Source organism: Flavobacterium haoranii, from assembly GCF_009363055.1.
Taxonomy (GTDB): Bacteria; Bacteroidota; Bacteroidia; order Flavobacteriales; family Flavobacteriaceae; genus Flavobacterium; species Flavobacterium haoranii.
Genome location: NZ_CP045292.1, coordinates 404,885 through 422,628, shown reverse-complemented (window position 1 = coordinate 422,628; position 17,744 = coordinate 404,885). Strand labels below are relative to the sequence as shown.

Here is a 17,744-nt window from a genome sequence, read left to right as displayed (position 1 = left end):
TTAATAAGTTTAATAACAAATGAAAACATTCAAACACATATCTATAGCTCTAATCTTTTCTATAGGAATTGTTATGTTTTTTAATGCTTGCAAAAAAGACAGTAAAACAGAAAACCCCTTTCTAGAAGTAATTAGTGAAGATATCAACAATAAAGTGAATACACAATTTTTGACTGATGTTACCAACCTAAATCTTAAAGTTGTTAATGTTGCCAAATTAGCAAAAACAAATGAACTTGAATTACCTACAAAATCTATTATAAAAGATATTGAAACGGATCATTTAGAAATGAATAAAAAATTAAAAAAAATTGCTAGAGAAAATTTAATCATCATTCCAGATACCGTTTACGATTACAATCAGCAAATAGATACTTTAAATAATAATAGAGGTTATGTTTATTTAGTAGAATTAGAAAAATTACTTCAAGAAGAAATAACTGAATTTGAACTGATTCAGGAAAACACAAAAAGTAAAGAGATTGAAAGCTTGGCTTACGAATCAATACAAGATTTAAAAGAAAAACTCACTGATATAAACGAATTTTTAAAATAAATAACTAATTAATATTAAAAACAATTGCTATGAAAAAGAAAATTTTGACAACGTTATGCCTTATAGGATTTATAAGCCTATCAAATGCACAGGAATCATCTTCAACAGGTGCACGCTTCGGACTTAAAGGTGGTGTAAACTTTACAAATCTTTATGTAGACGATGTTGACGACACTAACATGCTAACAAGTTTTAATGCTGGTGTTTTTGTCGAACTACCCATTACTCAAGGTGTTGCCATTGTACCCGAATTAAACTATTCTAGAAAAGGTTCTGAAGTGCAAAACACCATTCTAACAGAAACATACAAATCAAAATTTAAACTAAGCTATTTAGAAATGCCAGTACTGTTAAAACTTAATTTGGTTCCTAATTTCAACTTACACGCTGGTCCTTATGTAGCTTATCTATTAAACGCAAAAACCGACGTAGTGGATGAAAATGGAGATCGTGTTGAAAGTTTTGAATATGATACCGATGATTTCAACAAACTAGATTTTGGTCTATCTGCTGGACTTGGATTCGACTTTAACAATTTTGGTATCGGTGCAAGATATAATTACGGTCTAAGCGAAATTGATAAAGATAATAACGCAAACGGGGCTAAAAACAGTGCTTTTAACTTGTATGTAGCTCTTAAATTTTAATAACAATAAAAACAAAAATGCTATGGGAAATTTATTGTATTTGATAGCCGTAGTATTAGTAATACTATGGGCATTAGGAGTATATGTAGGAACATTTGGAAACTTAATCCACCTACTTTTAGTAATTGCAATTATTGCAATTTTACTTAGAATTATTAACGGAACAAGAAAACTTTAAAAAAACAAAAATTATGAAAAATAGTAACGTATTATTAGGAATTTTAGGCGGCGTTGCCGTAGGTGCCATTGCAGGAATTTTATTAGCTCCAGATAAAGGTTCAAAAACTAGAAAAAAACTAAAAACTAAAGCAACAGATATCAAAACTAATTTACAAAATGAATTTGATGAGTTTTTAGAACAAATGGAAAACAAATACCAACAAGTATCAGACAAAGCAACAGAAGTTGCAGATGTAATTAAAAAATAGAAAAATGGAAGAGCAAAAAATAATAATCGAATCTTTATTTGAAAAAGTAGAAAACTACACCAAAACATCTATTGAATTATACAAACTTAAATTTATAGGTAAATCTAGTTCACTAGCTGCAACAGTATTAGTTTATACCATTTTAATTATTGCACTATTGTTTTTTGTTTCTTTCTTTAACATTGCACTTGCATTAGTCTTAGGAAAATGGATTGGAAGTTACTTTTTAGGCTTTCTAGTAGTTGCGGTATTTTATCTTGTCATTTCGTGTTTAGTTTTAATTTTTAGAGATAAAATTTCAAAAAATATTCTAGAAACAATCCTACTTAAAGTTTTAGTTACAAACAACAAATCAAATGAAAAAAAGTAATATTGAAATACTAGAAAATAGAATCATGGAGCTCGAAGCAAAACAGAAAAATGATTTGCTAGAACTTAAAAATGAGATCGAAATTACTTATGAAAGCCTAAAACCAATCCACTTAATTACTGATTTTTTAGAAAACAATCTTATCAGTAAGAAAATTCTAAAATCAAATCTTTTTAAAGTAGGATTGAGTTCAATAGGTAGTTATTTACTGAAGAAAACCATTTTAAAAAAATCGAATTCATTTATTAGAATTCTATCGGCAAATGCATTGCAAAAAGCATCATCAAGTTTGATAGAAAACTTTTTAAAAAATTAAAAATCAAAAATAAATTGCTATGAAAAATTTAAAATTAACATTAGGACTTTTAGCACTTATTACAGCATTTGTAGCATGTGATAACAAAAAAGAAAAAGAAGCTCAAAAATTAATTGGTGAATACACAACCTATGTAGATTCAATAAATGCATTAAACAAAGAAGAATCGGCAAAAGAATGGGCTGCTATTCAAACAGAACAAGAAAATAAAAAAATACAAGCAGAAAGTGCTGTAACTGTTGTTGAAAATAAAACTGCTGCACAACAAGAAATTGATGATGCTACAATAAAATTTGAAACTTATAAAATGGAAGTTGAAAAATCTCAGGCACAAATGCACAAAGAGCAACTAAGAAAATCTTTATTTAAAGACAATTTAGTTGGTGAAGATTTAACGTTTGCTTGGGTTAATAAAGACAACATTTTAAATGTTTACGAAAGTTTTGTAGAAACAGTTCAAAACAACAAAGACAGCTATTCTCGTGAAGATTGGGATGAAATTAAGCTGTTATATGAAGCCTTAGATACACGTAAAAATACAGTTGAAAAAGAAGGTTTATCAACTTCAGATAATTTAAAAATTGCTGCTCTAAAAATAAAGTTTGCACCAATGTACAATGTTAACAGAGTTGGCGCTAAAGCTGAAGAAAATAGTGAAGCTAAAGAGTAGTATTTCTTAGGGCTCAAAATTTGGGCCCTTTTTATTAATCTAAAAATGAAAAAAAATGAAAAAATTAGCTTTACTCTTTGTGTTTACCATTATGATTATGAATTGTAAATCGACCTCAGCTGTTGACAATTATGTTAATTATGAAGCACAAAGAAATGTAAAAGGAACTTGGATGGTCACCAATGTTGAGTATCCAAATTCAAATTACATTCAAATCAATTTATTAGATATTGCGAGTAGCAACTGTTTTAAAAATAGTACTTGGAATTTTATTTCGAACAACAACAAAGGAAGTATTACTTTTCCAAACAACTGTTCTCAAAACAGAGATATTACTTGGTATATCAATAACGATGGCCAAATGGTTTTGAAAATTTTAGGTTCAGAATCAAGTAGAAAAACAGATACTGGTTATGTTCTCGATTATATTCCTGTTAATTCAGATAAATTTATTCTTCGAGATAAAGTTTCAGTGGCTAGTAATACTGTAGAATTCAGTTTAACTTTTGAAAGATTGTAATTATGAAATCAACACAAAATATATACAACAAAATAAACTTTAAAACTATTGGCAGAAACTTAGCGATTCTTACAATAAGTAGTTTATTTCTAGTACAATGTAAAGCCATTAAAAATTCTAACAATACGCAAAGAGGAGCTGTAATTGGAGCTACTTCTGGAGCAGTTCTTGGAGGTGTTTTAGGAAATAACGTTGGAAAAGGCGGTCGTGGTGCAGAAGGTGCCATCTTAGGAGGAATTATTGGTGGAGTTACAGGTGGACTTATTGGTCGCCAAATGGACAAACAAGCTCGTGAAATTGAACAACAATTACCAAGTGCACAAGTTGAACGTGTAGGAGAAGGAATTAAGCTAACACTTAATGAAAACTCTGTAAACTTCGATCTAAATAAATCGTCTTTAACATCAACTGCTAAAGCCAATTTAGACAAACTAGTAAGTGTATTTAAAAACTATCCTGATACAAATATTACTATTTACGGACATACCGATAGTTCGGGTGACGAAGGTTATAACATGAATCTATCGGTTGCAAGAGCCGAATCTGTTAAAGTCTATCTTGCTTCAAAAGGATTAAGTAGTTCAAGATTTGATATTGTAGGAATGGGAGAAACTGAACCTATAGATTCCAATGAAACTGTAAGCGGTCGGGCCAACAATCGTAGAGTGGAATTTGCAATTATGGCAAATAACAAAATGATAGAAGATGCCGAAAAGCAATCGAACTAAAATAAAAAAGTCCCGCTAAATGCGAGACTTTTTTATTAATATACTTCAGATTCTTTTAATTTCTCTGTATTCGCTACTAATTGTAGCTCATCAATAAATTTTTGAATTTTACCATTCATCACACCATCCATATCAAAAATATCCATCCCAATTCGGTGATCAGTTACACGACCTTGTGGATAATTGTAGGTTCTAATTTTTGCAGAACGGTCACCAGAACTAACTTGAGAATTACGTTTTTTAGCATCTTCCTCTTGTTTTTTAGCCAATTCCATTTCATACAAACGAGAACGTAAAACTGATAATGCTTTATCTTTATTTTTATGTTGCGATTTCTCATCCTGACATTGCGCTACTAAGCCTGTAGGAATGTGAGTCATACGTACCGCCGATTTTGTAGTATTTACCGATTGTCCACCAGGACCTGACGAACAGAATAAATCGATACGCACATCATTCATATCAATTTGTACATCAAACTCTTCTGCTTCTGGTAATACCATAACCGTAGCAGCCGAAGTATGAACACGACCTTGTGTTTCGGTTTGTGGAACACGTTGCACACGGTGAACTCCTGCTTCATATTTTAAAGTTCCGTATACATCTTCACCTGTAACTTCAAAAATAATTTCTTTATAACCACCAGCTGTTCCTTCGTTTAAATCTACTACCGAAGTTCTCCATCCTTTTGCTTCGCAATAACGCGTGTACATTTTAAATAAATCACCAGCAAAAATTGAAGCCTCATCACCTCCTGTTCCTGCACGAATTTCTACCATTACGTTTTTAGCATCCTCTGGATCTTTTGGAATTAACATGAATTTAATTTCCTCTTCTAATTGTGGTAAACGCTCTTGAGCTTCATCTAACTGCATTTTGGCCATTTCTACCATCTCAGCATCAGAACCATCAGCAATAATTTCTTTAGCTTCTTCTATATTTCCAGTAAGATTTAAGTACTCAGCTCTTTTATCCACTAAAGCTTTTAAATCTTTATATTCTTTATTCAACTGTACATAACGTTTCTGGTCTGCAATAACATCTGGCTGGATAATTAAATCCGAAACCTCATCAAAACGTTGTTTTACATATTGTAATCTATCTAACATAGCCTATTTATTTATTGGAGTGCAAATTTACAAAAAATACTTTCAGATTCTTATAATCTATTTAAGAGATTTTTAAAAACTGAAAATCAATTACTTATTATTTTTATTTAAAATTAATCTAAATAAAATTTGTAAATTAAAATATTGATGATATTTTTGCATCGTTATTTTAATTAAATCTAAATAATATGAAAATACGTATTACAACTTTAACCGCTATTTTATTCTCAACAATAGGCTTAAGCCAAGACAAATTCAATAATATTAATGACGACTTTTTTACCGAAAATGATACTGTAAAAAAACTAAATGAAGTCGTTTTAAATGGGAAAAAAATTGCCCCAAAATCATCAGTAAATAGAGCTGGTATTAAAATTATGGACATGCCACAGGCTGTTCAAGTAATTGACAACGAAGTTATTCAACAACAACAATCTGTTCGTTTAAGCGATGTAATTAAAAACGCTAACGGAGTTTATGTAGGTTCTGCTCGTGGTGGTTCTCAAGAATCATTTTGGTCTAGAGGTTACGACATGTCTTCAAACAACATGTTCAAAAATGGTTTCCGTTTTAGTAGTGGTTCAATTCCTGAAGTAGCTTCACTAGACAAAGTAGAATTTTTAAAAGGAAGTGCTGCTTTATTATATGGAAATGTTGCTCCAGGTGGAATTTTAAACATGGTTACAAAAACTCCAAATTTCAATAAAGGTGGCGAAATTACAATGCAAGCTGGAAGTTATAGTTTCTACAAACCATCTGCTGATGTTTATGGAACTTTTAATAAAAATATTGCATGGCGTTTTAATGGTTCTTACGAAAATTCTGAAAGTTTCCGCGATTATGTAACAAGAGAGCGCTATTATGTAAATCCTTCATTATTATTTAAGGTTACTAATAAAACAGAAATTACGGTTCAAGCCGATTATTTAAACGATGATTGGACTCCCGATTTTGGTACTGGTTCAATTGGAAAAGAAGTAGCTGATGTTCCTAGAAATGCTTATTTGGGTGCAAAATGGTCAAACGGAAATACAAAACAAGCTACTGCTTCTATTTTATTAAATCATGAATTCAATTCAAATTGGAAATTAAATTTTAACTCTTCTTTCCAAGATTACGACAGAGAATATATAGGTACTGAAAGAATTCAACCTGCAGATAATGGTGATTGGAACAGACCTTATGGAAGAAATAAAGCAACCGAAAAAATATTAGCCAACCAACTAAGTTTACAAGGTAACTTTAAAACTGGAAAAATCAAACACCAATTATTTACTGGTATTGATACTGAAATTTCAAATGCTGAAACATACCGTTTTAGATTTTTTGATCCTACAACTGGAACAACAGTTACAACTTATGACACTGTAAATATTTTTGATCCTTCTTCTTATGCAGCATCGGTTGAAGGTCCTGTATTACCTTCAGAAATTACTACCATAACTAAAACTGAAACCAATCGTTTTGGAGTGTATGCTCAAGATTTAATTTCTTTTGGTGAAAAATTTAAAGCTTTATTAGGTCTACGTTATTCTTATCAAGAAACAAAACCTGAGACACATAATTACACAGCAAATACTGTAACTGAAGAAACCATTCGTAACGACAGAGCTTTTTCTCCTAAAGTTGGTTTAATTTACCAACCAACAAAAACGATTACTTTATTCTCTAGTTATTCAAATTCATTTACTCCAAATACTGGTGTTGATATTTACAACAAAGCGATTAAACCATCTATCATTGACCAATTTGAAGCGGGTATTAAAAATGAATTCTATAACGGAAGATTAAGTACTAATGTTACACTTTACCATATTGTAAACAGCAATTTAGCTCAAACTGCAGAGTTTGATGCAGACGGAAATTTAAACACTAATACAAACATTAAAGCACTAAGTGGTGAAACTACGAGTAAAGGTGTTGAATTAGATGTAAACTATAAACCAATAGACGACTTAAGCATTATGGCTGGTTACAGTTACAACGACATGCGTTATACTAAAACAACAGGTGCAACAGGAAGTTTTATTGAAGGAGATCGTTTAGTAAGAACACCACAACATACAGCTAACTTAAGTTTCTTTTATACTGTACCAACAGGAATTTTCAAAAATGTATCAGTGGGTGCTTTAGGAAATTATATTGGTGATAGATTAGGTGGTTGGAACAATCAAATAAATCCAGCTTATCCAAACGGAATTAGAGATAGAGAAATTCCTATTGATGGTTATGTTACTGTAGATTTTTCTATGGGATATAAATGGAAAAATTTCTCATTGTTATGTAAATTGTCTAATATTACAAACGAATTAAATTATACAGTTCACGAGAATTATAGTATCAACCCTATTGCTCCAAGACAAGTATTAACATCACTTAAATATAAATTCTAAAATTTATTACATCACTTCAAATGAAAGCACAAAAAATTAGAGACTTACACCGCGATTTAGGGTATTTCTATTTAGGTTTAATTGTAACATTTGCTTTTTCTGGTATTTTAATGAACCACAGAGAACATTGGCATCCTGAAAAAATTACAATGGAAAGCAAACCCGTAGAATTACAATTACCTAGCGAAAGTGAGATTAATGAAAAATTTGCTCAAAAAACTGCTAGTGATTTAGGTTTAGAAGGTAAAGTTCGTCGTCACATGATTCGTAAAGGAACTCTAAGAATACAACTAGAAAATGCAGAAATTGAAGTGGATGCAAAAACAGGAAAAGGTGAAATTGTACAATTCATTAAAACACCTATCGTAAGTCAAGCAATGAAATTACACAAAAACACATCAGCGTGGTGGATTTACTTCTCTGATATTTTTGGAATTTCATTAATCATTATCGCCATTACCGGAACATTAATGGTAAAACATGGCAAATATACATTCAAAAGATATGGATGGAAACTTGCAGTAGCAGGTATCATATTCCCTCTTATATTCTTGTTAGTTTTTTAAAGTTAAAAATCCCAACTTCTAGAAGTTGGGATTTTTTTTCATTCCAAACCCAATCGAGAAGTAGATTATTTGTCATTCCGAGCGGAGTCGAGAAATCTCATATGTAGGGAAATTTAGATTATGAGATTTCTCGACTCCGCTCGAAATGACAAAATTACTTTCTTATCTCATTTTACTTTTACTTTTAACTTTTCCCTTTCCTCTTTTTTTCTTACCTTTAATTATCATTAATTCAAAAGGTTATGAAAACTACAACTCGTTTTAACCAAGCTATTGAAAAGTTATACAAAGCCTTTCACAACAACACGCTCAATCCTGAATGTTGTAACCAATGTGCTGTGGGCAATATTTTAGATAATACCGATGCTTGGAAACATTTGTCAGATTTTCATGGTGCAACCCAATTGAATTATTTAGGATTGGTTCACCAAAACTTAGGTAGGAAGTTTAACGGCTACTCGCCTATCGAATTACTACAAATTGAAGCTACTTTTTTAAAAGCTTGTGGTTACACACTTCCACTACATCACACGCATAAAAAACCAAAACGCACACCCGAAAACCTTTTTAACGGACTTGAAGCTGTCGTGAAACTTTTATGTAAATTTGATAATGTTCCAAATGTTATGGATTGTAGTATTTTGTTTGATTATAAGTCTGAGAAAAGTAAAACAATACAATTGGTATAATTAAAACGTCAGTTTGAGTGTTTTTTTGTGAGTAAACGTGACAAAAAAATGTATCGAAAACCGTTTTAATTAAACTTTTGTCGTTCTCGATACATTCGCTAAAGCTAACACTCGAACTGACGCAAAGTTTCCCTTTTTACTTCGTAACTCATAATTCGTAATTTTTAACTACTTTTAATCCCATGAAATCACGAATTTATATTTTTCTATTTTTTTGTTTTAGTCACTTTTTAACTATTGCACAAAACCAAGAATGCATTTTGTATTTTAACGATGGAACTTCTATTGAAGGTTTTGGCATGCTTGAAGTTAAAGGATTGTTAGACCCAATTGAGAAAATAAAATTTCGTTTAACCAAAGATGAAAAAGGTGATTATTGGGATTTTGAAGAAGTTTCCAAAATTACTTTTATTGGTTTTGAATTCAATAAAACATTTGAATATGTAAAAACAAGCAATTTAGAAAAACCTAAATTATTAGAACTTTTGGTTGATGGCAATGTTAAATTACTTCAATTTTATGATTATAACTTGTATTACAATTTTGAAGATGGAAAACCTTTTCCAAATGTTATAGAAAACGAAAAAACTAGACATTACCTTATAAAAGAAACCGAAGAAATTGCAACGTGTATCGACTGTTCAATTTTAAAAAGTTGGGCAAAAAACGTTGCCAATTATCTAGCCGATTGCGATACTTTAGTTCGTGATTTAAAAAACCATAAATACAGTTTCGCCCAATTAGACGACGCTATTATTTATTACAACGATATTTGTGTAGAGTAATATTTTTTTGTCATTCCGAATGAAATGAGGAATCTCATAATCTTTGTTAAATCCTTTATGTGATTTCTCTAATTTACCACAAACTTTGTTTGTTCCTCTTAATATCAAATGCTCGAAATGACAATAGAATTCCCTTTTTACTTTCTAATTCGTAATTCGTAATTTTTTAACTACTTTTAAATTATGAACCAAGAAATTGAAGCTTACCACAATAATCTACCAGATTTCGAAAAAGAAATTTGCGATACGTTATACCACATTATAAACGAAAACTTGTTACAAGCCGAACATAAAATTTGGCATGCGCACCCAGTTTGGTTTTTAGACGGCAACCCTATTGTAGGCTACAGCAAACAAAAAGCAGGCATTCGTTTGATGTTTTGGAGTGGTGCCGACTTTGAAGAACCCCAACTTAACGTGTTAGGCAAAAAGTTTAAAGATGCTTCGTTGTTTTACACAATTGCCACCGACATTAACGAACCCGACCTAAAACGCTGGCTACAAAAAGCTACAACTATACAATATGATTATAAAAATATTGTAAAACGAAAAGGTGTTTTGGTGAAGTTGTAAGTTTTTTTCTATTTTTACGTAGAAAGTCATTAAAAGTTATGTAATAAAATCTTAAATGAAAAAATTCGGAAAAACAATAAAATTATTTCTTATTGATGGTGAGCCTAATGGTAGAATGACATGTGAGTTTTCAAATTGGACTGGTAAAGCATACAAAATACCAAGGATTATGATCAAAGAATCATATAATCGTGATGATTTAAAAAATCCAGGAATATATTTACTCTTTGGTGAAAATGATAATGGAAAAGGACAAGTTTATATAGGTGAAGCGGAAACGATAATTGATAGGCTTAAACAACATGTTGCTCAAAAAGAGTTTTGGTCAGAAGTTATATTATTTATTAGCAAAGATGAAAATTTAAATAAAGCTCATATTAAATATTTAGAAAGTCGATTATTTGAATTAGCAAAAAAAATTAATCATTATGAAGTCGAAAACACAACAATTCCAACAAAGTCTTCAATTTCTGAATCAGAAATTGCAGAAATGGAAGAATTTATTGAAAACATAAAACTTCTAACAAATACTTTAGGTCATAGAGTCTTTGAAAGTTTAGTTAATTCTGAAACAAATAAGACTAAAAAATCAAATATTTTTCAGATTAAGGCTGCAAGAGGAGCTAATGGTTTGGGAATACCAAGCTCAAAAGGATTTATAGTATTTAAAAATAGTGAAATAGCATTAGATACGGTTGAATCTATGCAAAAATCTCTTCAAAATATTAGACAAAAATTAATTGACAATCAAATAATCATTAAAAATGATAAAGGATATATATTCAATACAGATTATGAGTTCTCAAGTCCTTCTACAGCTGCAGCTATTGTAATGGGTAGAAATGCAAATGGATTGAAAGAATGGAAATTAAAAAATGGAAAAACACTTAAAGAATTTGAAATAACAGAAGAAAATTAAAAAAATCCCAAGCTAAGCTTGGGATTTTCTCTATTCTCTATTTTCTATATTCTATTATCTTACTTAACCGGAATATTCGCTAAAATTTCCAATACAAATTTCCAATATTTTTGTGCAGAGGCAATACTCGCTCTTTCATCTGGGCTGTGTGCGCCTTTAATGGTTGGTCCAAACGAAATCATATCCATTCCTGGGTAGTTTTGGCCTAAAATACCACATTCTAATCCCGCATGGCACGCTACAACGTGTGCTTTGCTTCCGTTTTGTTTTTCGTAAATTGCCGTTAACACATCTAAAATTTCTGATTTTGGGTTTGGTGTCCAACCTGGGTAACTTCCCGAGAACGTAACTTCGCAGCCCATTAACTCAAACGCAGAGCGTAACGCATTTGCTAAATCAAACTTCGAACTCTCCACCGAAGAACGCGTTAAACATTCAATCTTCAAGTTGCCACCGCCAACAGTAACTTTCGCAATGTTGTTAGACGTTTCTACCAAGTTATCAAAATCGGCACTCATTCTATACACACCATTGTGCGCAGTATATAAAGCTCTTACCAAGTAAAACTGCGCCATAGAAGGCAACACTTTGGCAGGCACTTGGTCTAATTTTTCAATTACAATTTGTAAGTTCGGTTCAGTTGTTTTGAATTCGGCTTTAATCTCATTAATGATTTCTTGCATGTCAAACTCAAACGCTTCGTCATACATTTCGGCAATAATTACTTCGGCAACACTCTCACGCGGAATCGCATTGCGTAAACTTCCACCTTTAATTTTAGAAATTTGTAAACCAAAATCTTCGTAACCGCTATACAATAAACGGTTCATAATTTTATTGGCATTTCCTAAACCTTCGTGTATTTGCATTCCCGAATGTCCACCATTTAAACCTTTTACGGTAATTCTATAACCCACAGAATCCGCTGGAGCGTCTTCTTCATCATATTCTGCAACAGCCGTTACATCTACTCCACCTGCACATCCAATGTCGATTTCGTCGTCTTCTTCCGTATCTAAATTCAATAAAATTTGACCTTCTAACAAGCCACCTTTTAAGCCCATTGCTCCAGTCATTCCGGTTTCTTCATCAATCGTAAACAAAGCTTCAATTGCAGGATGCGGAATATCGGTACTTTCTAAAATCGCCATAATCGTAGCCACACCTAAACCGTTATCGGCACCAAGTGTAGTTCCTTTGGCACGAACCCAATCACCATCTACATACATTTCAATTCCTTGTGTATCGAAATCGAAAACAGTATCGTTGTTTTTTTGGTGTACCATATCTAAATGCGATTGCATCACTATAGTTTTACGGTTTTCCATTCCTACTGTCGCTGGCTTTTTGATGATAACGTTACCAACTTCATCTTTTAAGGTTTCCAAACCTAATTTTTTACCAAAATCCATCATGAAAGCAATAACTCTTTCTTCTTTTTTCGACGGACGTGGCACCGCATTTAAGTCGGCAAATTTATTCCAAAGCGCTTTTGGCTCTAAGTTTCTAACTTCTTGACTCATTTATTTTTGTTTTTCTAAATCTTCTAAAATTAATTGTATTTGATTTTTAAAATCGGGTAATTCATATTGAATGATATTCCAAACAATGTTTAAATCGACACCAAAATATTCATGAATTAAGAAATTTCGTAATCCAATAATTTGTGCCCATTCAACTGAATTGTATTTTTCTGTAATTTCTATTGAAAGATGATTTGAAGCTTCGCCAATAACTTCTAACAAATGTATTGACGCATTTTGAAGCATAGAATCTTCAACAAAATCATCAAAATTTTTAGATAAATTATAGTTCTCTATTTCAGAAATAGCATCAAAAATGTGTTGCAATCTAACTTTGTCTTTAAAATTATTTTGCATAAATTTCTATTTTTTCGCTTTCAATATGAGGTTTAATATATTTAGAAACTGCATTTGTAGAAACCAAATCTACTGGTTTGCCTAACAATTTTTCTAAATCTAATTTCATTTGTACAAATTGAAAACCTATTCGTTGCGAATAATCTAACTCCACTAAAACATCAACATCGCTATTTTCATTGGCCGAATTCGTTACATAAGAACCAAATAAATATGCTTTCAAAACAGGTTTTGTTTTAAAATAATCAATAATTTTAGCTATTTGAGATTTTTTCAATTGCATACTACAAATATAAGAAGAGTTTTTATATTTATGGAATAGAAACCTTCGTTGAAAATTTTTATATAGAATAATGCAAAAAATAAACCGAAAATACATCCTTCCTTTATTCTTATTGGTTCAAATAGTTGTGGTGAAAACACTCGGACGATTTCCAGCATTTATTGAGGAATATTACAGCAAAGGATGGTATGAAAAAATAGCTTGGTTCAACCGAACAGTTTTTGGAAGTATTCCGTTTTCTTTTGGCGATATCATTTATAGCGTACTGATTATTTTATTGATTCGCTGGATTTGGATGAACAGAAAAGGCTTTTTCAAAAATTGGAAAACCAACGGATTGACCGTTTTAAGTTGGATTTCGGTTTTCTATTTCTTCTTTCACGTGTTATGGGGAATGAATTATTACCGAATTCCGTTACATGAAAAACTAAATATCGAAAAAGAATACACCGAGGAAGAATTAATAGCTTTTACTGAAAAGATGATTGCCAAAACAAATGCGTTACAACTGCAATTATCTGGAAATGATTCTACCGCAGTGAATGTTCCGTATTCGAATGAAGAAATATTTGAATTGGCACAAAACGGTTATAAAAACTTACCGCAAGCGTTACAAGAATTTCAGTACGAAAACAAAAGCATTAAACCTTCGCTTTTACGATATTTGCTAAGTTATATGGGCTTTGGTGGTTATTTGAATCCGTTTACGAATGAAGCGCAAGTCAATACCTTAAAACCCAACTTTACTTTACCGATGACCACTTGCCATGAAATGGGACACCAAGTGGGAATTGGAAGCGAAAGTGAATGTAATTTTATTGGTTTTGTTACGGCAACACATAATGAAGATTTGTATTTTCAATATTCGGCTTATAGTATTATTACGCGCTATTGCTTAGCGAATTTAGAACAAATAGAAGAAGGAAAAGGAAAATTGTATTTTGAAAAGCTTAACAAAGGTGTTGTAAAAAACTATGACGAACATGAAGCTTTTTGGGAAAAATACCACACACCTATTGATACTTTTTTTGAATTTTTCTACAACAACTTTTTAAAAGCCAACCAACAAGAAGGAATTGTGAGTTATAGTAAGTTTGTGGGATTAGCGATTGGTTTTGAGAGAGTTGACAGTGTTCAGTAGTTAGTGTTCAGTATATTTGATAACTGCCATGAAAACTCTTTTGTATTCAATTTTATCTGTGTTAATATATTTTTCAAAATGATCACATACAGAACTTGAAATATTTATAATTGTACCATCTTTCAAAATTAATTTATAATAGAATATTTCAAATTGAAATCCCATAAAAATTAGCACAGAGCGTTTTTCATAAGTAGGTATACTTTGAAATACAATACACTTTTCTATTTCAGTTCTTAAAATTTCATGACAATTTTTTTTATTAGAAATTTTAATTTTAAAATCACCATGAAATAATCTTTCGATTTCTATTCTCTGATACTTACAAAAATTCAAATGATTGTATAACAAATAAAGTAATGAAAACCCGAAAAAGATTCCCAAAATAAAAATATTTAAAAAAAATGCTTTTAAAAATTTTCCTAAATCTGGGGCAATTAGACCGAAAAAAAAATCATTAATAAAAAAGCACTAATGACCCAAAATAGAATTGGATATAAAAAAACTTCTTGAAGTTAGTCTTGAAATTATAAATCATCAAAAAAGCATTTCACTAATTACTAATCACTTTTCACTAAATCATATCTCATCACTAACAAAACTCTCTATTTTCTTTTTCTTATACGGGCGAATTATTAATCGTGCTTCTCTATCGAAACGAATGTAATTGTACACCCAATTTAAGAAAACAACGGCTTTATTTTTAAATCCGATTAGGGAGAATAAATGCACAAACATCCAAACAAACCACGCAAACACACCGCTAAATTGAAACTTTGGTAAATCTACAACAGCTTTATTACGCCCAATTGTCGCCATTGAACCTTTATCGTTATAAGTAAAAGGTTTCATTTCTTTTTTGTTCACCAAGCGAAGTACGTTTTCTGCTAAATGTCGGCCTTGTTGCATAGCCGGTTGCGCCATCATTGGATGTCCTTGAGGATATTCTTCAGAAGACATTAACGCAATATCTCCAATAGCGAAAATAGTATCATAACCTTCCACTTGGTTATAGGCATTTACTTTAATTCTATCGGCACGCTCAACTAAAGCATGACCATCTAAACCTGCAACTAATGCACCTTGCACGCCAGCCGTCCAAATTACAGTCGCTGTTTCAAATTTTAAATCAGAATTTGTAGTTACTACTTTTCCGTCATAACCCGTTACGCGAACATTTTTCCAAACTTCAACACCTAAATCAATCAAGAATTTTTCAGCTTTTTCAGAGGCATTTTCACTCATCGTATTCAAAATGCGATCACCACTTTGAATTAAGTTGATTTCCATTTTACGAATATCTAAATCGGGATAATCTTTGGGCAAAATGGCTTTTTTCATTTCGGCTAAAGCACCAGCAAGTTCAACTCCTGTTGGTCCACCGCCAACTAAAACGAAATTCATCAAACTATGGCGTTCATTAATATCATTCGTTAATAATGCTTGTTCAAAATTCTCAAGAATTAAACTGCGAATGTTCAACGATTGTGGAATCGTTTTCATCGCCATTGCATTGCGTTCCATTTCTTTATTGCCGAAGAAATTCGTTTTGGAGCCGGTTGCAATAACTAAGTAATCGTATTTCAATTCGCCAATATCAGCTATAACTTTTTTAGCCTTTGTATCAATTTCCTTAACATCAGCTAAACGAAAATAAAAATCTTCATATTCTTGCACCACTTTTCGAATAGGATACGCAATAGAATCGGGTTCTAAACCGCCAGTTGCTACTTGGTACATCAAAGGTTGAAAATTGTGATAATTGTGTTTGTCTAAAAGAACAACTTGAAGTTTTTTATTACGAAGTTTTTTGGCTAACGAAATTCCGGCAAATCCTCCACCTATAATTACTACACGTGGAAAACTACATTGAGGTATGTTCATTTTGTAATACTGATTAGTACGTTCAAAGATACGATTTTGATTTGAAAATTTGTTGATTCGTTAATTTGTAATTCGTAATTTTCAATTCGTAATTTTTTTTGTAACGAAAAACGATTATCGACTACTTATAGCCATATGAAATCATCTTCAGAAGCAGAATTTGTAAAGCAATTACAAGAAAATCAGAATATAATCCACAAGATTTGTCGGTTATATACTTCTGATGAAGATTCGCATAACGATTTGTTTCAGGAAATTACAATTCAACTTTGGAAAGCCTATCCTAACTTTAGAGGTGATTCTAAATTTACAACTTGGGCATATCGTGTTGGATTAAATACTGCCATTACACTTTATAGAAAAAAGAAAAAAACTTTTGACACTATCGAATTTGATAGTACCTATCATAAGATTAAACAGGAAGAATACAATTTTGAAGAAGAAGAACAATTAAAATTGTTATATGGCGCAATAAACGAGCTTAACGATATTGAAAAAGCACTTATTTTCTTGTACTTAGAAGATAAAGATTATAATGAAATATCTGAAACTTTAGGAATAAGTGAAGTTAATGCTCGTGTAAAAATGAATAGAGTAAAAGGAAAATTAAAAAAAATATTAAATCCGTAAGTTTATGGATGAATTAGAAATATTAAAGCGCGATTGGAAGAATAAAGAAAATTCTTTTAATCAAGTTGGCGAAAAGCAAATTTACAGAATGCTACACAAACGTTCTTCTTCCATTGTGAAGTGGATTTTAATTATTAGCATTTTGGAGATTTTATTTTGGAGTGTTTTAAACTTTTTTACATCAGATGAGAAATATTTAAAAACGCTCGAAATGTATCATTTAAAAACTGCAATGTCAATAATTAGTTTTTTTAATTATGCCGTGATTGCTTGTTTTATATATTTATTCTATAAAAATTACAAAACCATTAATACTACTGATAGTGTAAAGAGTTTAATGAAAAACATTATCAATACAAGACAAATGGTTAAATACTACGTTTGGTATAACTTAGGAATGACATTTGTGCTTTTAATTCTTGTTTTTACCTTCCAATTTATATACGATCCTAATATCCAAAAATTAGTAGACCAAGTCACTCAGAACATGAACGAAACTACTTTTTATGTAATTGCATTTTTGTTTTATGCAGTAGTAAGTTTTGTATTCTTATTCTTAATTTGGTTGTTTTATCGTTTACTCTACGGAATTTTATTAAAACGTTTATTAAGTAATTATAACGAATTAAAGAAAATAGATTTATAATTAAATCAAAT

The 17,744-nt window shown here is 31.0% G+C and carries 23 protein-coding genes; 18 read left to right on the top strand and 5 right to left on the bottom strand.

The genetic code is table 11. The features are described 5' to 3' along the window. The first annotated feature begins 19 nt into the window (after positions 1-19). From GCU34_RS02090 to GCU34_RS02050, 9 genes are read left to right on the top strand one after another with little or no spacing between them, the layout of a single operon-like run. Positions 20-556 (top strand): DUF4142 domain-containing protein, encoded by a 537-nt coding sequence (locus tag GCU34_RS02090; RefSeq protein WP_072785531.1) that lies wholly within the window; start codon positions 20-22, stop codon positions 554-556. A gap of 29 nt (positions 557-585) precedes the next feature. After that, positions 586-1,203: a porin family protein gene (locus GCU34_RS02085; protein ID WP_072785533.1), complete on the top strand. Its 618-nt coding sequence runs from the start codon at positions 586-588 to the stop codon at positions 1,201-1,203. Positions 1,204-1,225: 22 nt separating this feature from the next. Further along, a complete protein-coding gene (locus GCU34_RS02080) occupies positions 1,226-1,381 on the top strand; it encodes a lmo0937 family membrane protein (protein ID WP_143146236.1) in 156 nt (51 codons plus the stop codon). 13 nt (positions 1,382-1,394) lie between these two features. Continuing rightward, positions 1,395-1,631 carry a YtxH domain-containing protein gene (locus tag GCU34_RS02075; protein ID WP_072785534.1) on the top strand — a complete coding sequence of 79 codons (237 nt, stop codon included), beginning with the start codon at positions 1,395-1,397 and terminating at the stop codon, positions 1,629-1,631. 4 nt (positions 1,632-1,635) lie between these two features. After that, the gene (locus GCU34_RS02070; RefSeq protein WP_072785536.1) at positions 1,636-2,001 is read left to right on the top strand and encodes a hypothetical protein; all 366 of its coding nucleotides are present in this window, start codon (positions 1,636-1,638) and stop codon (positions 1,999-2,001) included. After that, the gene (locus GCU34_RS02065) at positions 1,988-2,317 is read left to right on the top strand and encodes a hypothetical protein (RefSeq protein WP_072785538.1); all 330 of its coding nucleotides are present in this window, start codon (positions 1,988-1,990) and stop codon (positions 2,315-2,317) included. The genes GCU34_RS02070 and GCU34_RS02065 overlap by 14 nt, the downstream gene beginning before the upstream one ends. Before the next feature lie 19 nt (positions 2,318-2,336). After that, complete coding sequence (locus GCU34_RS02060) at positions 2,337-2,987, top strand: DUF6565 domain-containing protein (RefSeq protein ID WP_072785540.1); 651 nt, start codon at positions 2,337-2,339, stop codon at positions 2,985-2,987. A 55-nt stretch (positions 2,988-3,042) separates the two neighbouring features. Continuing rightward, on the top strand, positions 3,043-3,507 hold the full coding sequence (locus GCU34_RS02055; RefSeq protein WP_072785542.1) for a lipocalin family protein: 465 nt from the start codon (positions 3,043-3,045) through the stop codon (positions 3,505-3,507). Between the two features lie 2 nt (positions 3,508-3,509). Beyond that, positions 3,510-4,235 (top strand): OmpA family protein, encoded by a 726-nt coding sequence (locus GCU34_RS02050; protein ID WP_072785544.1) that lies wholly within the window; start codon positions 3,510-3,512, stop codon positions 4,233-4,235. Between the two features lie 35 nt (positions 4,236-4,270). On the opposite strand, the gene prfA is transcribed toward GCU34_RS02050, so the two are convergent. Next, positions 4,271-5,344: a peptide chain release factor 1 gene (gene prfA / locus GCU34_RS02045; RefSeq protein ID WP_072785546.1), complete on the bottom strand. Its 1,074-nt coding sequence runs from the start codon at positions 5,342-5,344 to the stop codon at positions 4,271-4,273. A gap of 188 nt (positions 5,345-5,532) precedes the next feature. Here prfA and GCU34_RS02040 point away from each other — a divergent pair, with 188 nt between their 5' ends. From GCU34_RS02040 to GCU34_RS02015, 6 genes are all read left to right on the top strand, one after another. Continuing rightward, positions 5,533-7,737 carry a TonB-dependent siderophore receptor gene (locus tag GCU34_RS02040; protein WP_072785548.1) on the top strand — a complete coding sequence of 735 codons (2,205 nt, stop codon included), beginning with the start codon at positions 5,533-5,535 and terminating at the stop codon, positions 7,735-7,737. 20 nt (positions 7,738-7,757) lie between these two features. Next, the gene (locus GCU34_RS02035; RefSeq protein WP_072785550.1) at positions 7,758-8,303 is read left to right on the top strand and encodes a PepSY-associated TM helix domain-containing protein; all 546 of its coding nucleotides are present in this window, start codon (positions 7,758-7,760) and stop codon (positions 8,301-8,303) included. A 242-nt stretch (positions 8,304-8,545) separates the two neighbouring features. Beyond that, complete coding sequence (locus GCU34_RS02030) at positions 8,546-8,992, top strand: Na(+)-translocating NADH-quinone reductase subunit F (protein WP_072785552.1); 447 nt, start codon at positions 8,546-8,548, stop codon at positions 8,990-8,992. 260 nt (positions 8,993-9,252) lie between these two features. Then, positions 9,253-9,777: a hypothetical protein gene (locus GCU34_RS02025; RefSeq protein ID WP_152378340.1), complete on the top strand. Its 525-nt coding sequence runs from the start codon at positions 9,253-9,255 to the stop codon at positions 9,775-9,777. Between the two features lie 183 nt (positions 9,778-9,960). Then, positions 9,961-10,350, top strand: a complete 390-nt coding sequence (locus GCU34_RS02020) for a DUF1801 domain-containing protein (RefSeq protein ID WP_072785556.1) — start codon at positions 9,961-9,963, stop codon at positions 10,348-10,350. Positions 10,351-10,405: 55 nt separating this feature from the next. Beyond that, positions 10,406-11,269, top strand: coding sequence for a GIY-YIG nuclease family protein (locus GCU34_RS02015; protein WP_072785558.1), 864 nt, complete (start codon positions 10,406-10,408; stop codon positions 11,267-11,269). Positions 11,270-11,328: 59 nt separating this feature from the next. On the opposite strand, the gene GCU34_RS02010 is transcribed toward GCU34_RS02015, so the two are convergent. From GCU34_RS02010 to GCU34_RS02000, 3 genes are read right to left on the bottom strand one after another with little or no spacing between them, the layout of a single operon-like run. Beyond that, positions 11,329-12,792 carry an aminoacyl-histidine dipeptidase gene (locus GCU34_RS02010; RefSeq protein ID WP_072785560.1) on the bottom strand — a complete coding sequence of 488 codons (1,464 nt, stop codon included), beginning with the start codon at positions 12,790-12,792 and terminating at the stop codon, positions 11,329-11,331. After that, entirely contained in the window at positions 12,793-13,149 is a 357-nt protein-coding gene (locus GCU34_RS02005; protein WP_072785562.1) for a HepT-like ribonuclease domain-containing protein, read from the bottom strand. Next, positions 13,139-13,432: a nucleotidyltransferase family protein gene (locus GCU34_RS02000; RefSeq protein WP_072785564.1), complete on the bottom strand. Its 294-nt coding sequence runs from the start codon at positions 13,430-13,432 to the stop codon at positions 13,139-13,141. Before GCU34_RS02000 ends, GCU34_RS02005 begins: the two co-directional genes overlap by 11 nt. 70 nt (positions 13,433-13,502) lie before the next feature. Here GCU34_RS02000 and GCU34_RS01995 point away from each other — a divergent pair, with 70 nt between their 5' ends. Next, the gene (locus tag GCU34_RS01995; protein ID WP_072785566.1) at positions 13,503-14,573 is read left to right on the top strand and encodes a DUF3810 domain-containing protein; all 1,071 of its coding nucleotides are present in this window, start codon (positions 13,503-13,505) and stop codon (positions 14,571-14,573) included. A gap of 579 nt (positions 14,574-15,152) precedes the next feature. Here GCU34_RS01995 and GCU34_RS01990 read toward each other — a convergent pair. Beyond that, the gene (locus GCU34_RS01990) at positions 15,153-16,457 is read right to left on the bottom strand and encodes an NAD(P)/FAD-dependent oxidoreductase (RefSeq protein WP_072785569.1); all 1,305 of its coding nucleotides are present in this window, start codon (positions 16,455-16,457) and stop codon (positions 15,153-15,155) included. Positions 16,458-16,592: 135 nt separating this feature from the next. On the opposite strand from GCU34_RS01990, the gene GCU34_RS01985 reads away from it, so the two are divergent. Together GCU34_RS01985 and GCU34_RS01980 are read left to right on the top strand one after the other, a co-directional pair. Then, entirely contained in the window at positions 16,593-17,087 is a 495-nt protein-coding gene (locus GCU34_RS01985) for an RNA polymerase sigma factor (protein ID WP_072785571.1), read from the top strand. 4 nt (positions 17,088-17,091) lie between these two features. After that, a complete protein-coding gene (locus GCU34_RS01980) occupies positions 17,092-17,733 on the top strand; it encodes an ABC transporter ATP-binding protein (RefSeq protein WP_072785572.1) in 642 nt (213 codons plus the stop codon). Positions 17,734-17,744: the final 11 nt, after the last annotated feature.

What these genes read in the sequence shown, in the direction of transcription:
- GCU34_RS02065 (WP_072785538.1), top strand. Translation starts at nt 1,988, where the DNA reads ATGAAAAAAAGTAATATTGAAATACTAGAAAATAGAATCATGGAGCTC.
- GCU34_RS02070 (WP_072785536.1), top strand. Translation starts at nt 1,636, where the DNA reads ATGGAAGAGCAAAAAATAATAATCGAATCTTTATTTGAAAAAGTAGAA.
- GCU34_RS01985 (WP_072785571.1), top strand. Translation starts at nt 16,593, where the DNA reads ATGAAATCATCTTCAGAAGCAGAATTTGTAAAGCAATTACAAGAAAAT.
- GCU34_RS02080 (WP_143146236.1), top strand. Translation starts at nt 1,226, where the DNA reads ATGGGAAATTTATTGTATTTGATAGCCGTAGTATTAGTAATACTATGG.
- GCU34_RS02005 (WP_072785562.1), bottom strand. Translation starts at nt 13,149, where the DNA reads ATGCAAAATAATTTTAAAGACAAAGTTAGATTGCAACACATTTTTGAT.
- GCU34_RS02040 (WP_072785548.1), top strand. Translation starts at nt 5,533, where the DNA reads ATGAAAATACGTATTACAACTTTAACCGCTATTTTATTCTCAACAATA.
- GCU34_RS02035 (WP_072785550.1), top strand. Translation starts at nt 7,758, where the DNA reads ATGAAAGCACAAAAAATTAGAGACTTACACCGCGATTTAGGGTATTTC.
- GCU34_RS02055 (WP_072785542.1), top strand. Translation starts at nt 3,043, where the DNA reads ATGAAAAAATTAGCTTTACTCTTTGTGTTTACCATTATGATTATGAAT.
- GCU34_RS02060 (WP_072785540.1), top strand. Translation starts at nt 2,337, where the DNA reads ATGAAAAATTTAAAATTAACATTAGGACTTTTAGCACTTATTACAGCA.
- GCU34_RS01980 (WP_072785572.1), top strand. Translation starts at nt 17,092, where the DNA reads ATGGATGAATTAGAAATATTAAAGCGCGATTGGAAGAATAAAGAAAAT.
- GCU34_RS02020 (WP_072785556.1), top strand. Translation starts at nt 9,961, where the DNA reads ATGAACCAAGAAATTGAAGCTTACCACAATAATCTACCAGATTTCGAA.
- GCU34_RS02050 (WP_072785544.1), top strand. Translation starts at nt 3,510, where the DNA reads ATGAAATCAACACAAAATATATACAACAAAATAAACTTTAAAACTATT.
- GCU34_RS02085 (WP_072785533.1), top strand. Translation starts at nt 586, where the DNA reads ATGAAAAAGAAAATTTTGACAACGTTATGCCTTATAGGATTTATAAGC.
- prfA (WP_072785546.1), bottom strand. Translation starts at nt 5,344, where the DNA reads ATGTTAGATAGATTACAATATGTAAAACAACGTTTTGATGAGGTTTCG.
- GCU34_RS02090 (WP_072785531.1), top strand. Translation starts at nt 20, where the DNA reads ATGAAAACATTCAAACACATATCTATAGCTCTAATCTTTTCTATAGGA.
- GCU34_RS01995 (WP_072785566.1), top strand. Translation starts at nt 13,503, where the DNA reads ATGCAAAAAATAAACCGAAAATACATCCTTCCTTTATTCTTATTGGTT.
- GCU34_RS02010 (WP_072785560.1), bottom strand. Translation starts at nt 12,792, where the DNA reads ATGAGTCAAGAAGTTAGAAACTTAGAGCCAAAAGCGCTTTGGAATAAA.
- GCU34_RS02030 (WP_072785552.1), top strand. Translation starts at nt 8,546, where the DNA reads ATGAAAACTACAACTCGTTTTAACCAAGCTATTGAAAAGTTATACAAA.
- GCU34_RS01990 (WP_072785569.1), bottom strand. Translation starts at nt 16,457, where the DNA reads ATGAACATACCTCAATGTAGTTTTCCACGTGTAGTAATTATAGGTGGA.
- GCU34_RS02015 (WP_072785558.1), top strand. Translation starts at nt 10,406, where the DNA reads ATGAAAAAATTCGGAAAAACAATAAAATTATTTCTTATTGATGGTGAG.
- GCU34_RS02000 (WP_072785564.1), bottom strand. Translation starts at nt 13,432, where the DNA reads ATGCAATTGAAAAAATCTCAAATAGCTAAAATTATTGATTATTTTAAA.
- GCU34_RS02075 (WP_072785534.1), top strand. Translation starts at nt 1,395, where the DNA reads ATGAAAAATAGTAACGTATTATTAGGAATTTTAGGCGGCGTTGCCGTA.